Annotated in this window: 13 protein-coding genes; 2 read left to right on the forward strand and 11 right to left on the reverse strand. The window is 75.7% G+C overall.

Annotated elements, in window-relative coordinates; all coding sequences use genetic code 11:
• Positions 1–38 precede the first annotated feature (38 nt).
• The 9 genes from coaBC to ABD158_RS19075 all read right to left on the reverse strand — a co-directional run bounded on the left by coaBC (position 39) and on the right by ABD158_RS19075 (position 6992).
• The gene (gene coaBC, locus ABD158_RS19035; protein WP_344009568.1) at positions 39–1286 is read right to left on the reverse strand and encodes a bifunctional phosphopantothenoylcysteine decarboxylase/phosphopantothenate--cysteine ligase CoaBC; all 1248 of its coding nucleotides are present in this window, start codon (positions 1284–1286) and stop codon (positions 39–41) included.
• The gene (rpoZ, locus tag ABD158_RS19040) at positions 1283–1612 is read right to left on the reverse strand and encodes a DNA-directed RNA polymerase subunit omega (RefSeq protein WP_344009570.1); all 330 of its coding nucleotides are present in this window, start codon (positions 1610–1612) and stop codon (positions 1283–1285) included. The genes coaBC and rpoZ overlap by 4 nt, the downstream gene beginning before the upstream one ends.
• 92 nt (positions 1613–1704) lie before the next feature.
• Positions 1705–2292, reverse strand: coding sequence for a guanylate kinase (gene gmk, locus ABD158_RS19045; RefSeq protein WP_344009572.1), 588 nt, complete (start codon positions 2290–2292; stop codon positions 1705–1707).
• Positions 2289–2615 (reverse strand): integration host factor, actinobacterial type, encoded by a 327-nt coding sequence (gene mihF, locus ABD158_RS19050; protein WP_344009574.1) that lies wholly within the window; start codon positions 2613–2615, stop codon positions 2289–2291. The genes gmk and mihF overlap by 4 nt, the downstream gene beginning before the upstream one ends.
• 151 nt (positions 2616–2766) lie before the next feature.
• Positions 2767–3222: a hypothetical protein gene (locus tag ABD158_RS19055; RefSeq protein ID WP_344009576.1), complete on the reverse strand. Its 456-nt coding sequence runs from the start codon at positions 3220–3222 to the stop codon at positions 2767–2769.
• Positions 3219–4097, reverse strand: coding sequence for an orotidine-5'-phosphate decarboxylase (gene pyrF, locus ABD158_RS19060; RefSeq protein WP_344009578.1), 879 nt, complete (start codon positions 4095–4097; stop codon positions 3219–3221). The genes ABD158_RS19055 and pyrF overlap by 4 nt, the downstream gene beginning before the upstream one ends.
• The gene (locus ABD158_RS19065) at positions 4094–4957 is read right to left on the reverse strand and encodes a beta/alpha barrel domain-containing protein (RefSeq protein ID WP_344009580.1); all 864 of its coding nucleotides are present in this window, start codon (positions 4955–4957) and stop codon (positions 4094–4096) included. The genes pyrF and ABD158_RS19065 overlap by 4 nt, the downstream gene beginning before the upstream one ends.
• The gene (locus ABD158_RS19070) at positions 4954–5835 is read right to left on the reverse strand and encodes an iron-sulfur cluster-binding protein (protein ID WP_344009582.1); all 882 of its coding nucleotides are present in this window, start codon (positions 5833–5835) and stop codon (positions 4954–4956) included. The genes ABD158_RS19065 and ABD158_RS19070 overlap by 4 nt, the downstream gene beginning before the upstream one ends.
• Positions 5832–6992: a quinone-dependent dihydroorotate dehydrogenase gene (locus tag ABD158_RS19075; RefSeq protein WP_344009584.1), complete on the reverse strand. Its 1161-nt coding sequence runs from the start codon at positions 6990–6992 to the stop codon at positions 5832–5834. The genes ABD158_RS19070 and ABD158_RS19075 overlap by 4 nt, the downstream gene beginning before the upstream one ends.
• Positions 6993–7090: 98 nt before the next feature.
• Between ABD158_RS19075 and ABD158_RS19080 the strand changes: the two genes are divergently transcribed.
• Positions 7091–8254 carry an MFS transporter gene (locus ABD158_RS19080; RefSeq protein ID WP_344009586.1) on the forward strand — a complete coding sequence of 388 codons (1164 nt, stop codon included), beginning with the start codon at positions 7091–7093 and terminating at the stop codon, positions 8252–8254.
• Between the two features lie 62 nt (positions 8255–8316).
• Here ABD158_RS19080 and carB read toward each other — a convergent pair whose 3' ends face one another.
• Both carB and carA read right to left on the reverse strand, forming a co-directional pair.
• The gene (gene carB, locus ABD158_RS19085) at positions 8317–11679 is read right to left on the reverse strand and encodes a carbamoyl-phosphate synthase large subunit (RefSeq protein ID WP_344009588.1); all 3363 of its coding nucleotides are present in this window, start codon (positions 11677–11679) and stop codon (positions 8317–8319) included.
• Positions 11679–12809 carry a glutamine-hydrolyzing carbamoyl-phosphate synthase small subunit gene (carA, locus tag ABD158_RS19090; RefSeq protein WP_344009591.1) on the reverse strand — a complete coding sequence of 377 codons (1131 nt, stop codon included), beginning with the start codon at positions 12807–12809 and terminating at the stop codon, positions 11679–11681. The genes carB and carA overlap by 1 nt, the downstream gene beginning before the upstream one ends.
• 142 nt (positions 12810–12951) lie before the next feature.
• On the opposite strand from carA, the gene ABD158_RS19095 reads away from it, so the two are divergent.
• Positions 12952–13857, forward strand: a complete 906-nt coding sequence (locus ABD158_RS19095; RefSeq protein WP_344009593.1) for a hypothetical protein — start codon at positions 12952–12954, stop codon at positions 13855–13857.
• The last annotated feature ends 77 nt before the right edge of the window (positions 13858–13934 follow it).

The following is a 13934-nucleotide window of genomic DNA, read 5'->3' on the forward strand; positions in this document are numbered from 1 at the left end:
CCAGGGTGGAAACGGCTCGGAGGGCGGTCGCCCACCCCTCAGCCGAGTCGCGCGGCGACGGCGTCCCAGACCGCGTGCGCGACGAGGCCCTTCGGCCCGGCCGGGACGGGGCGGGGCGGGGCGTCGACCGCGAGCACCACGGCCTCGGTGTCGGCGGAGCCGAACACCGCGCCGCCGCCGACGTCGTTGAGGACGAGCAGGTCGCAGCCCTTGCGGCGCAGCTTGTCCTGGGCCAGCTCGAGCACCGAGCGGCCGTCGCCGCCGGTCTCGGCGGCGAAGCCGACGACCACCTGCCCGGCGCGGGCGCGGTGCGCCGCCAGCTCGGCGAGGACGTCGGTCGTGGGCACCAGGTCCAGCACCGGGGCGGGCTGCTCGGGGGTCTTCTTGATCTTGCTCGCGGACGCCTCGGCGGGCCGGAAGTCGGCGGGCGCCGCGGCCATCACCACGGCGTCGGCGCCGCCGTCGGCCGCGGCGGCCGCGACGACGGCGTCGCGCAGCTCACCGGTGCTGCCGACCTCGACGACGTCCACGCCGGCGGGAGCGGGCAGGTCGACGTGGGCGCGCACGAGGGTGACCCGCGCCCCGCGGGAGAGCGCGGCGACCGCGAGCGCCTGGCCCTGGCGGCCCGAGGAGTGGTTGCCGAGGTAGCGGACCGGGTCCAGCGCCTCGCGGGTGCCGCCCGCCGACACGACCACGTGACGGCCCTGCAGGTCGCGACCGCGCTCGCCGCGCAGCAGCAGGTCGCGGGCGGCCTCGAGGATCGCGTCGGGGTGCGGCAGCCGGCCGCGGCCGGTGTCGGCTCCGGTGAGGCGTCCGACGTCGGGGTCGAGCACGTGCACCCCCCGCTCGCGCAGCAGGGCCACGTTGGCGCGGGTCGCGGCGTGCTCCCACATCTCGGTGTGCATGGCCGGGGCCATCAGCACCGGGCACCGGGCGGTGAGCAGGGTGTTGGTCAGCAGGTCGTCGGCCAGGCCGTGGGCGGCCCGGGCGAGCAGGTCGGTCGTGGCGGGGGCGACGACGAGGAGGTCGGCCTCGCGGCCGAGCCGCACGTGCGGGACCTCGTGGACCTCGCTCCAGACGTCGGCCGCGACCGGGTGACCCGACAGCGCCGCCCACGTCGGCGCGCCGACGAACTCGAGCGCGCTCGCCGTGGGGACGACGGTGACGTCGTGACCGGACTCGGTCAGGCCCCGCAGCAGCTCGCAGGCCTTGTACGCCGCGATGCCGCCGGCGACGCCGAGGACGACCCGCGGCGCGACCGGCTCGGCGGGCCCGGCGTGGCTCACTCCTCGAACGAGCCGGAGGTCTCCGTGGCGGCCTGCATCGCGGCCTCCTCGGCGGCGAGCTCGGCCGGGTCGGCCTCCTCGCAGGTCAGGAGGTCCTCGTTGATCTCGCGCAGCGCGATCGACAGCGGCTTCTCCTGCACGTGGGTGTCGACCAGCGGCCCGACGTACTCGAGCAGGCCCTCGCCCAGCTGGGAGTAGTAGGCGTTGATCTGACGGGCGCGCTTGGCGCTGTAGAGGACCAGCTGGTACTTGCTGTCGGTCTTGGTGAGCAGGTCGTCGATGGAGGGGTTGGTGACGCCCTCGGCGGCGATGTTGGGGGCAGACACGACAGGAGACCTCGCAAGCGCTCGGGTGGGGTGTCGACGGCGAACGGCTGACCCGGTGGATGGAGCGGGTGGGACGACGGGTGGTGCAGCGGTCAGCGGCCGGACACGGACGTCAGCAAGGCTACCAACTCCTGGGCGGCGGCGTGAACTTCGTGGTTGGTGACGGAGACGTCGAACTCGGGCTCGGCGGCCAGCTCGGTGCGGGCGGTCGTCAAGCGACGCTCCCGCTCGGCGGCGTCCTCGGTGCCCCGGCCGACGAGGCGCCGCACCAGCTCCTCCCACGACGGCGGGCGCAGGAACACGAACAGCGCGCCGGGCATCGTGCGCCGCACCTGGCGGGCGCCCTGGAGGTCGATCTCCAGCAGCGCCGGGCGGCCCTCGGCGAGAGCCTCCTCGACGGGCCGGCGCGGCGTGCCGTAGCGGTGGTGGCCGTGCACGACGGCCCACTCCAGCAGCTCGTCCTCGGCGACCATCCGGTCGAACTCGCCGGGCGAGACGAAGCGGTAGTGCACGCCGTCGACCTCGCCGGGGCGCGGCGGGCGGGTCGTCGCGGAGACCGACAGCCACACCTGGGGGTGCTCGGCGCGCACCGCGGCGGCGACGGTGCCCTTGCCGACGGCGGTGGGCCCCGCGAGGACGACGAGGCGGGAGGGGGCGGGCGGCGCGGGCGGGCGGGTCACGCGTCGCCGCGGGGGGCGAACTCGTTCTTCAGGGCGGCCAGCTGGTTCGCCCCGAGCCCGCGCACCCGGCGGCTCTCGGCGATCTGGAGCCGCTCCATGAGCTGACGGGCCCGCACGCGGCCGAGGCCGGGCATCGACTGCAGCAGGTCGACGACCTTCATCTTGCCGATGACCTCGTTGCGCTGGCCCTCGTCGAGGACCTCGACGAGGGAGCCGCCGGAGTGCTTGAGCCGGTTCTTGACCTCCGCGCGCTCCCGGCGGGAGGCCGCGGCCTTCTCCAGCGCGGCCTGACGTTGCTCGGGGGTCAAGGGGGGCAGGGCCACGGAAGAGTTCCTCGTCGGGTCGACTGGGTCCGGTTCGCAGGCGCGCACCCGGTGGGGTCCGCGCGACCGGCCGGGGCAGGGCCGGTCGGGCCAATCTGTCAGATCGGACGGCGGGGCGTCCATCGGGGTCCCGCACCGTCCCGGGGCGTCGTCAGAGACGCAGCGGGGTGCCGCAGACGTCGAGCGCCTGCTGCTCGAGGTCGCCCATCGCCGAGACCACGTCGAGGTCCACGAGGTCCTCCGCCGCCTGCCGGATCCGGGCCTGCTCCCGGGCGTCGACACCGGCCGGCGGGTCCTCGGGGTCGTAGGCCTCGGGATCGGCACCGGCCTCGTCGAGGGCGCGCTCGAGCGCGTCGATGCGGTCGAGCACGAGCCGCCACTCGTCGGCGATGTCGTCGGGGGCGTCGGCCGCCAGCGCGGCGTACACCTCACGCGCCTCGAACAGCGCGAGCGCGTCGCCCGAGCCGGCGATCTCGGAGAGGCGGTCCTGCTGGTCGGCGACGGTGTCGCAGTAGCGCTCCTGGGGGTCGGCGCAGCCCGCGGTCGAGGCGGCGAGGGCGAGCGCCAGGAGCACGCCGAGCCCGCGCGGGGCCCGCGACGGGCTCACCCGGCGCCGAGCGGCGCCGCCGCGGTCAGGGCCGACCGGCACGCCGCGGTGAGGGCGTCGGGGTCGGGGCCGGCGGCGAGCACCTGACGGGAGGTGGAGGCGAGCACGGCGGGTGAGGCGTCGCCGACCAGTCGCCGTACGTCGGTCGCGTCCGCACCCTGGGCGCCCATCCCCGGCGCGAGGAGCGGCCCGCCGATCGCGACGTCGGCGCCCGCCGGCAGCGACGCCGTCGCGCCGACGACGGCCCCGAACGACCCGAGGGGGTCCGGCGAGCGGCCGGAGGCCCGGGCGGTCGCGGCGTCCTCGGCGTTGAGGGCCCGCAGGCCGTCGAGCACCCCGGCGGCGACGCTGCGGCCGTCGGCGGCACGGGCGTGCTGGACCTCGGCGCCCTCGGGGTTGGAGGTCAGCGCCAGGACGAAGAGTCCGCCGGCGTGGGTGCGGGCCGCCTCCACGAAGGGGGCGAGCGAGCCCAGGCCGAGGAACGGGCTCAGGGTCACGGCGTCGCCGGCGAGGTCGCTGGCGGGGTCGAGGTAGGCGTCGGCGTAGGCGCGGGAGGTCGAGCCGATGTCGCCGCGCTTGACGTCCAGCACCGCCAGCGCCCCGGTCTCGCGCACGTCGGCCAGCACGCGGGCGAGGACGGCGACGCCGCGGCTGCCGTGGCGCTCGAAGAAGGCCGACTGCGGCTTGAGGGCCGGCACCAGCGGACCCAGCACCGCGACGGCGTCGCGGGAGAAGCGCTCGAGGCCGGCCACGTCGTCGTCGAGGCCCCAGGCGGCGAGCAGGCCCGGATGGGGGTCGATCCCGACGCAGACCCGGCCGCGGGCGGCCATCGCGGCGTGCAGCCGGGCGCCGAAGGGCTGGGTGGGGCCGCTCACCGCGCTCCCCCGGTGTCGTGTCGGCGGTCGCCGCCGACGCCGGCGGCGATCCGGTGGACGGCGGTGGGGTCGTGGAGCAGGGCCGTGCCGATCTGCACGGCCACCGCGCCGGCGTCGAGCATGGCGTGCGCGTCCGCGGTGCTGCCGACGCCGCCGCAGCCGATCACCGGCAGGTCGGGCACCGCGGCCGCGAGCTCGGCGACGCAGCGCCGGGCCACGGGGAACAGGGCGGGTCCGCTGAGGGCGCCGGAGCGGCCGTCGGGCATCAGCGCGGGCAGCGCGTGACCGACGACCAGGCCGTCGACCCCGGCCTCGAGCAGCCCGTAGGCCTGGTCGACCACGCGCACCGGGTCGGGACGCAGCTTGGCCAGCAGCGGCACGTCGCGGGGCAGCTCGCGCCGGCAGGAGGAGATGACCCGGGTCGCCACGAGCGCGGACGCGATCGGCTCGCGGGTCTCCAGCAGGCCCCACGCCGGCGGGTCGGGCTCGGCGAGGTCGACCTCGACGGCCGCGACGCCCGGCGACTGGCCCACGCGACGTGCGAGCTCGGCGTGCTCGACGACCGACTCCCCCGCGATGGACACGACGACGCGCGCGCCCTGCCGCACCAGCCACGGCAGCTCGGTGGCGAGGAAGCGGTCGAGGCCGGGGTTCTGCAGGCCGACGGCGTGCAGCAGCCCCGAGGGGGTCTCGACGACGCGCGGCATGGACCCCCCGGTGCGGGGCGTCAGGGTGATGGTGCGGGTGACGAACGCGCCCAGCGCCGAGAGGTCGCCGTACGCCGCGAGCTCACGGCCGGTGCCGCCGCAGCCGGCGGCGTTCATGACCGGGCCCGGGATCCGGGCGGCGTTGGCGCTCACGGGGCACCCCCGGCGAGCTCGTCCCACCGCACGCGGTCCCCGCGGAAGACCGGGCCGTCCGCGCAGGCCCGGGCGCTGCGCACGAGGCCGTCCTCGCCCGCCACGGGCACCGCGCAGCCCTGGCACAGGCCGGTGCCGCAAACCCCGGGCTGCGTCAGCGCGGTCTGGCACCAGGCCCCGTGGTGCTCCGCGGCGCGCGCGACCCGGGCCAGCGACGGGGTGGTCGCGGCGGCGTAGACGACGTCCGCGGCGGCGCGCTCGAGCACCTCCGGCAGGGCGGCGCCGAACAGGTCGTCGGCCGGGCCCTTGCGCCCGACCGAGCCGTCGGCGGTGACCACGGTGACCGACCGGGCGGTACGACGGGCCTCGAGGGCGGCGAGCAGGTGCGACTCGCTGCGTGCGCCGAGGAGCATCGTCACGGCGCAGCCGCGCTCCTTCAGGCGCAGCGCCAGCGGGTAGAGGCAGGCGGCGGCGACCTCCTCGCCGACGAGCACGCAGGAGACGGGGTCGCGGGGCAGCGAGAACGGCCGGCCCAGCGGCCCGGTGACGGGCAGGCGGGCGCCGACCGGGAGCTCGGCCACCCAGCGGCTGCCCGGGCCGGTGGGCTCGACCACGATCTCGACGGCGCTGCCGAACCCGCCGACGGTGCGGACCCCGCGCACCCAGAACAGGCGCCGGCCCAGCCGCGGCTCCCCCGCGGTCAGCGCCACGACGGTGCCCGGGCGCACGCGCTCGGCGACGTCGGGCGCGGCGAGGGTGACGTGCTGGTAGGCGCCGGTGCGGCGCGAGTGCAGGATCTCGCCGATCACGTGGACGGGCCCGGTCGGGGTCGGGGCCGCCGTCGGCGCCGGGTCGCCCGGGGGCGGCGTGCTCGTCACGCGGCGCCCTCCGCGGGGTCGGTGGCAGGGCCGTCGGGCGCGGCACCGTCGGTGGTGGCACCGTCGGTGGCGGCGCGCGGGGTCGGAGGAGCGCCGCGCAGACCGCGGACGACGCGGCGCGGCCAGGCGGGCCCGCCGTACACGAAGCCGGTGTAGGTCTGCAGCAGGGTCGCGCCGGCCGCCAGGCGGTCGCGGGCGTCCTCGGCGTCCCGGAGCCCGCCGACGGAGACGAGGGTGAGGCGGTCCCCGACCCGGTGGGCGAGCAGGCGGAGGACCTCGCGGGCGCGGACCGCGACCGGCGCGCCGGACAGGCCGCCGGCGCCGGTGGCGGCCACGGCATCGGCGGGACTCAGCAGGCCGTCGCGGCTGATGGTGGTGTTGGTCGCCACGATCCCGTCGAGGCCGAGCGCGAGCGCCAGGTCCGCGACGGCGAGCACGTCGGCGTCGGCGAGGTCCGGGGCGATCTTGACCAGCAGCGGGACCCGGCGGTCGCGGTCCGCGGTGACCTCGTCGGCACGGCGGCGCACCGCGGCGAGGATCGGCTCGAGCTTCTCGACCGACTGCAGGTCGCGCAGGCCGGGGGTGTTCGGCGAGCTGACGTTGACGACCAGGTAGTCGGCGTACGGCGCGAGCAGGCCGGCGCTGCGGACGTGGTCGGCGACCGCCTCGGCCTCGGCGACGACCTTGGTCTTGCCGATGTTGACGCCCAGCACCGGCGCGGGCCCGGTCGGTCGGCGGCGCGCGGCGTGCGCGCGGCGCGCGGCGCGCAGGGCGAGCCGGGTGGCCACCGCCTCGGCGCCGGGGTTGTTGAACCCCATCCGGTTGACGACCGCGTGGTCGGCGGGCAGCCGGAACAGGCGCGGGAGCGGGTTGCCGGGCTGCGGGTGCGCGGTCACCGTGCCGACCTCGACGTGCGAGAAGCCGAGGCCGCCGAGGGCGTCGATGCCGACGGCGGCCTTGTCGAAGCCGGCGGCCAGGCCGAGGGGGTGGGCGAAGTCGAGACCCATCGCGCGCACCGGGGCCGCCCCGGACGCGGGTCCGGGGACACGGGCCAGCACCGGCGCGGCGGCCCGGATCGCGGCGAAGCCGACGCGGTGCGCGACCTCGGCGTCGGTGCGCACGGCCACGGTCTCGAAGAGGCGGCGGTAGGTGTCCACGCCTGCGGGTCCTCCTCGTGCGCCTCTCGGCCAGCCACCGTCCCCGGGTGGGCCACCGGTGAGGCTAACAGCCCCGGAGCGGTGCGAGGATCGCGCCCGTGCGTGAGACCCGAGCCCTCGTGAGCGTGCTCGGCGTCCTCCTCGCCACCGGGTGGGCCGCCAACCACTTCTCCGCGACCATCCCGGTGCTGGTCGGCGACGAGGGGCTGTCGGTGACGGTGGTCGACGCCGTGTTCGGGCTGTACGCCGTGGGGCTGGTGCCCGGCCTGTTCCTCGGCGGTGGGCTCTCGGACCGCCGGGGCCGTCCCGCCGTCGTCCTGCCGGGGGCGCTCGTGGCGGCGTGCGGCACCGCCGTCCTCCTGGCGAGCCACGAGCCGCTGGGGCTCGCCGTCGGCCGCTTCGTGGTCGGGCTCGGCGCCGGGCTGGCGGTGGGCGCCGGCACGGCCTGGGCCGGGGACCTCGGCGGCACCCGGGGCACGGTGCTGGCGGGGGTCTTCCTGACCACCGGCTTCGGCGTGGGCCCGCTGGTCTCGGGTGCGCTGGCGCAGTGGGGGCCGGCGCCGCTGCGGGTGCCGTTCGTGCTCTCGCTGGTGCTGTCGCTCGGCGCGGTGGCCGCGGCCTGGCGCCTCGCCGTGCCGCTCGGTCCCCGGCCGGGGGTCGCCGCCGGGGACGCACCGGCGGCCGCGGTCCCCGACCCCGTGAGGTCCGTCGGCCGCGCGCTCGCGTGGTCCATGCCGGTCGCGATCGTGGTGTTCGCCTCGGCGACCGTGGTGCTCGTGACCCTCCCGCCCCGTCTGCCGGCCGACCTGGGGGGCCCGATGCTGCAGGGTGTCGCCGCCATCAGCTCCCTCGGCGCCGGGATCGTCGTCCAGACCGTCGCGCGGCTCCGCGCGTGGGGTCCCCGCGCCGGGGTCGTCGGGCTGCTGCTCTCCGCGAGCGGCTTCGGCCTGCTCGCGCTCGGCGGGGAGGACGTCGGGGTGCCCCTGTTCCTGCTCACCTGCGTCGTGATGGGCCTCGCCTACGGCCTGTGCCTGCGCGAGGGCCTGCTCGACGTCTCGGCGCTCGCCCCGGCCTCGCACCGCGGGGTCCTGACCGGGTTCTTCTACGTCGTGACCTACGTCGGGTTCGGCCTGCCGCTGCTGCTGACCGTGCTCGCACCGGTCGCGGGCACCACCGCTCCCGTGCTCGTGCTCGCGGCGTCCGCCGTCGCCCTCGCGCTGCTGCGCTCGGCGCAGCTCCGCGGCGGCCACCCCGCCCGCTGACCCGGGCCGGCGGAAGCGCGCGCCGCGGCCGAGACGGTCCGGCGGCGCCCCCGGGTGCCGACTCAGCGGCCGAGGCGTGCCGCCCAGCCCTGGAGGGACTCGACCTCGATGTCACCGCGGCGGGCGGCCTCGATGCCCTGGACGGCGGCGCCGAGGCCCTGGATCGTCGTCAGGCACGGCACGTTGCTCATGACCGCGGCGGTGCGGATCTCGTAGCCGTCGAGGCGGGCGTTCTCGGTGCCCGCGCCGGCTCCGGCCGAGCCGTACGGCGTGTTGATGATCAGCTGCACCTGGCCGCTCGTGATCATCTGCACCGTCGTCGGCTCGCCGTCGGGACCCGGGCCCTCGTGGTGCTTGCGGACCACCGTCGCCTGCACGCCGTTGCGCCGCAGCACCTCCGCCGTGCCCTGGGTCGCGAGGATCTCGAAGCCGAGGTCGGCGAGCACCTTGACGGGGAAGATCATCGAGCGCTTGTCGCGGTTCGAGACCGACACGAAGACCCGCCCGCTGGTGGCGAGCGGCCCGAACGCGGCGGTCTGCGCCTTCGCGAACGCCGTGCCGAAGTCGGCGTCGACGCCCATCACCTCGCCGGTCGACTTCATCTCCGGGCCGAGCAGCGTGTCGACCTGCGAGCCGTCGGGGGTGCGGAAGCGGTTGAAGGGCATGACCGCCTCCTTCACCGCGATCGGCTGGTCGGGCGGCAGGTCCCCGCCGTCGCCCGACGCGGGCAGGACGCCGGCGGTGCGCAGGTCGGCGACGCTCTCGCCCAGCATGATCCGCGCCGCGGCCTTCGCCAGCGGCGTGCCGGTCGCCTTCGAGGTGAACGGCACGGTCCGCGACGCGCGCGGGTTGGCCTCGAGGACGTAGAGGATGTCGGAGCCGAGCGCGAACTGGATGTTGAGCAGCCCCCGCACCCCGACGCCCCGCGCGATCGCCTCGGTGGCCTCGCGGATGCGCTGCACCTCCCGGTCGCCGAGCGTGATCGGCGGCAGCGCGCACGAGGAGTCGCCGGAGTGGATGCCCGCCTCCTCGATGTGCTCCATGACCCCGCCGAGGAACAGCTCGCTGCCGTCGAAGAGCGCGTCCACGTCCACCTCGACGGCGTCGTCGACGAACCGGTCGACCAGCACCGGCGCCTGCGGGCCGATCAGGCCGGCCGCGACGTACTTCACGAGGTAGGTCTGCAGCGCGTCCTCGCCGTAGACGATCTCCATGCCCCGCCCGCCCAGCACGTACGACGGGCGCACGAGCACCGGGTAGCCGATCTCGGTCGCGATCCGGCGGGCCTCGTCGAACGACGTCGCGGTGCCGTGCTTCGGCGCGACCAGGCCGGCCTCGGCGAGCACCCGGCCGAACGCGCCGCGGTCCTCGGCCAGGTCGATGGCGTCGGGCGAGGTGCCGACGATCGGCACGCCGGCGGCGGACAGGCCCTGCGCGAGCCCCAGCGGGGTCTGCCCGCCGAGCTGGCAGATGACGCCCGCGACCGGGCCGGCCGCCCGCTCGGCGGCGATCACCTCGAGGACGTCCTCCAGCGTCAGCGGCTCGAAGTAGAGCCGGTCGGAGGTGTCGTAGTCGGTCGAGACGGTCTCGGGGTTGCAGTTGACCATCACCGTCTCGTAGCCGCCGCCGGGGATCGACGGGTCGGCGAGCGCCAGGGAGGCGTGCACGCAGGAGTAGTCGAACTCGATGCCCTGCCCGATCCGGTTGGGGCCCGAGCCGAGGATGACCACGGCCGGCTTCTCGCGCGGCCGCACCTCGGTCTCCTCGTCGTACGACGAGTAGTGGTACGGGGTGGCCGCCGCGAACTCGGCCGCGCAGGTGTCGACGGTCTTGTAGACCGGGCGGATGCCGAGGGCGTGACGGACCCCGCGCACGACGTCGGCGCTCATCCCGCGGATCTTGCCGACCTGGTGGTCGCTGAAGCCGTGGCGCTTAGCCAGGCGCAGCAGCTCGGGCGTGAGCTCGGGGGCGGCCGTGACCTCGGCGGCGACCTCGTTGATCAGCAGCAGCTGGTCGAGGAACCAGGGGTCGATCCGGGTGGCCTCGAACACCTCCTCGGGGGTCGCGCCGGCCCGCAGCGCGTCCATGACCTTCTTCAGGCGGCCGTCGTGCGGGCTCGCGATCTCGGCCAGCAGGGCGTCCTTGTCGAGGTCGACCCACTCCTTGGCCCAGTCGAAGACGGCGTCGGCCCGCTCCAGGCTGCGCAGCGCCTTCTGCAGCGCCTCGGTGAAGTTGCGGCCGATCGCCATGGCCTCGCCGACCGACTTCATGTGGGTGGTCAGCACCGGGTCGGCGCCGGGGAACTTCTCGAAGGCGAAGCGGGGCACCTTCACCACGACGTAGTCGAGGGCCGGCTCGAAGCTGGCCGGCGTCGACTGCCCGTCGGGTCGGGTGGTGATGTCGTTGGCGATCTCGTCGAGGGTGTAGCCGACGGCGACCTTGGCGGCGATCTTGGCGATCGGGAACCCCGTCGCCTTCGACGCCAGCGCGCTCGAGCGCGAGACGCGCGGGTTCATCTCGATGACGACGATGCGGCCGTTCTCGGGGTGCACCGCGAACTGGATGTTGCAGCCGCCGGTGTCGACGCCGACCTCGCGGATGACGCCGATCGAGATGTCGCGCAGCCGCTGGTACTCGCGGTCGGTCAGCGTCATCGCGGGCGCGACCGTGATCGAGTCGCCGGTGTGCACGCCCATGGGGTCGACGTTCTCGATCGAGCAGACGATGACGACGTTGTCGGCCTTGTCGCGCATCACCTCCAGCTCGTACTCCTTCCAGCCGAGGATCGACTCCTCCAGGAGCACCTCGGTGGTCGGGCTGGCCGCGAGACCGGCCCCGGCGATGCGGTGCAGGTCGGCCTCGTCGAAGGCGAGGCCGGAGCCGGCGCCGCCCATCGTGAAGCTGGGCCGCACCACGACGGGGTAGCCGAGCTCCTGGACACCGGCGAGGCAGTCGTCCATCGAGTGGCAGATGGCGCTGCGGGCGACCTCGGCCTGCCACTCGGCGGGCAGGTCCTCGACGATCCGCTTGAACGTCTCGCGGTTCTCGCCCTTCTCGATCGCCTCGATCGAGGCGCCGATCAGCTCGACGCCGTACTTCTCCAGCACGCCGTCGGCCGCGAGGTTCATCGCGCAGTTCAGGGCGGTCTGGCCGCCCAGGGTGGCCAGCAGCGCGTCGGGGCGCTCCTTGGCGATCACCTTCTCGACGTACTCCGGGGTGATCGGCTCGACGTACGTCGCGTCGGCGAACTCCGGGTCGGTCATGATCGTCGCGGGGTTGGAGTTGACCAGGACGACCCGGATCCCCTCCTCGCGCAGGACGCGGCAGGCCTGGGTCCCGGAGTAGTCGAACTCGCAGGCCTGCCCGATGACGATCGGCCCGGAGCCGATCACCAGGACGCTGGAGATGTCGGTGCGCTTCGGCATCAGCGGCGCCCTTCCATGAGGTCGCAGAACCGGTCGAACAGGTAGGACGCGTCGTGCGGACCGGCGGCGGCCTCGGGGTGGTACTGCACCGAGAAGGCGCGCAGGGCGCCGCCGTCGGCGGCCGGCGCCCGCAGCTCGAGTCCCTCGACGACGTCGTCGTTGAGGCACACGTGGCTCACGCCGGCCTCGCCGTAGGGCGTGGTCGTGGTGCCCTCCAGCGGGGCGTCGACCGCGAACCCGTGGTTGTGGGCGGTCACCTCGACCTTGCCGGTGGTGCGGTCCATCACCGGCTGGTTGATCCCGCGGTGGCCGTAGGTGAGCTTGTAGGTCCCGAAGCCCAGCGCGCGGCCGAAGAGCTGGTTGCCGAAGCAGATCCCGAAGTACGGGAGGCCCGCCTCGAGCGCGCCCTGCAGCAGCGCCACCTGGTCGGTGGTGGCGGCCGGGTCGCCGGGGCCGTTGGAGAAGAACAGCCCGTCGGGCGAGACGGCGAGCACGTCCTCGAGCGAGGACGTCGCCGGCAGCACGTGGGTCTCCACGCCGCGGGCGGCGAGCATCCGCGGGGTGTTGGCCTTGATCCCGAGGTCGAGCGCGGCCACGGTGAAGCGGCGCTCGCCGAGGGCCGGCACGACGTAGGGCTCGTCGACCGAGACCTCGCCCGCGAGCTCGGCTCCGGCCATCTGCGCGGAGCCGCGGACGCGCTCCAGCAGCCGGGCGGGGTCGGTCTCGGTCGTGGAGATCCCGACGCGCATGGCCCCGCGGTCGCGCAGGTGGCGGGTCAGCGCCCGGGTGTCGACGCCGGAGATGCCGACGACGCCCGAGGCGCGCAGCTCCTCGTCGAGGGAGCGCTGGGCGCGCCAGCTCGAGTGGCGGCGCGCGGGGTCGCGCACGACGTAGCCCGCGACCCAGATCCGCGACGACTCGGCGTCGTCGTCGTTGACGCCGGTGTTGCCGACGTGCGGGGCGGTCATCACGACGACCTGTCGGTGGTACGACGGGTCGGTGAGCGTCTCCTGGTAGCCGGTCATCCCGGTGCTGAAGACGGCCTCGCCGAAGGTCTCCCCCTCGGCGCCGTAGGACTCTCCGGTGAACGTGCGTCCGTCCTCGAGCACGAGCAGTGCAGGCGAGACCACGCCGTACCTCCTTCTCCGCCTCACGGGACGGCCAGTTAAAGGATGTCGGTCGGCGGTGACACTACCAGCGCCAGGACCCCTCCCGGCCCGCCGCGGGCGCGGCGTGGGGCACGAAACACGAGTCGACGACTAGACTTCGACCATGACCGTCCTCGGCCTCGCCCTGCCCCACCTCGACGAGCCCCGCGTGGTGGTCCCCGCGCCCGGCCCGGGCCCCGGCAACTGGTCCGGCGCGGCGAGCGCCACCGTGGTCGACGGCGTGGTCCACCTGACCTACCGCGTGCGTCGCCCGCTGAGCGAGGGACGCGGCGTCGCCACCGTCGTGGAGCGCTCCGTGGACGGCATCGCCTTCGACCCGGTCTGCGTGGTCGAGCGCGACGACTTCGGGGCCGAGTCGTTCGAGCGGCCCGTCGTGCTGCGCCGCCCGGACGGCGGGTGGCGGCTCTACCTGTCCTGCGCGACCCCCGACTCCAAGCACTGGTGGATCGAGGCGCTCGACGCCGACCGCCCCGAGGACCTCCCCACCGGCAGGCGCACCGTCGTCCTGCCCGGCGACGCGCGCGTCGCGGTGAAGGACCCGGTCGTGGTGGTCGAGGGCGGCCGCTGGCACCTGTGGGTCTGCGAGCACCCGCTGACCGAGACGGGCGAGGAGGACCGCATGAGCACGGCGTACCTCTCCAGCGACGACGGCCTCGTCTGGCGGCGCCACGGCACCGTGCTGTCCCCGCGTGCGGGCACGTGGGACGCCCGCGGCGCCCGCGTGACCACCGTGCTGTCGCTCGACCCGCTCACCGTCCTGTACGACGGGCGCCCCCGCAAGGAGGACAACTGGCACGAGACCTGTGGGGTCGCGGTCGGCGAGCCGGGCGCGGGGCCGTCCTCCGCGCTGCGGAGCCTCACCGACGAGCCGCTGCGCTCGGAGGCCTCCGACGGCGCGTGGCGCTACGCCTCCGTGGTGACGATGCCCGACGGCCGTCGGCGCTGCTACGCCGAGGTCGCCCGCCCCGACGGCGCGCACGACCTCGTCACCGGCCTGCTCCGCGCCTGAGGGCGCGGGCGCCACCGGGCCCGTCGTGGGCCGACCACCGGCGGACCCGGCTCGGCGCGCCCCCGCCCGGCGAGGGT

It is taken from the genome of Nocardioides lentus, assembly GCF_039529515.1.
Classification (GTDB): domain Bacteria; phylum Actinomycetota; class Actinomycetes; order Propionibacteriales; family Nocardioidaceae; genus Nocardioides; species Nocardioides lentus.

Coding starts and splice junctions, on each gene's coding strand:
- carB (WP_344009588.1), bottom strand. CDS start 11,679: ATGCCGAAGCGCACCGACATCTCCAGCGTCCTGGTGATCGGCTCCGGG.
- ABD158_RS19095 (WP_344009593.1), top strand. CDS start 12,952: ATGACCGTCCTCGGCCTCGCCCTGCCCCACCTCGACGAGCCCCGCGTG.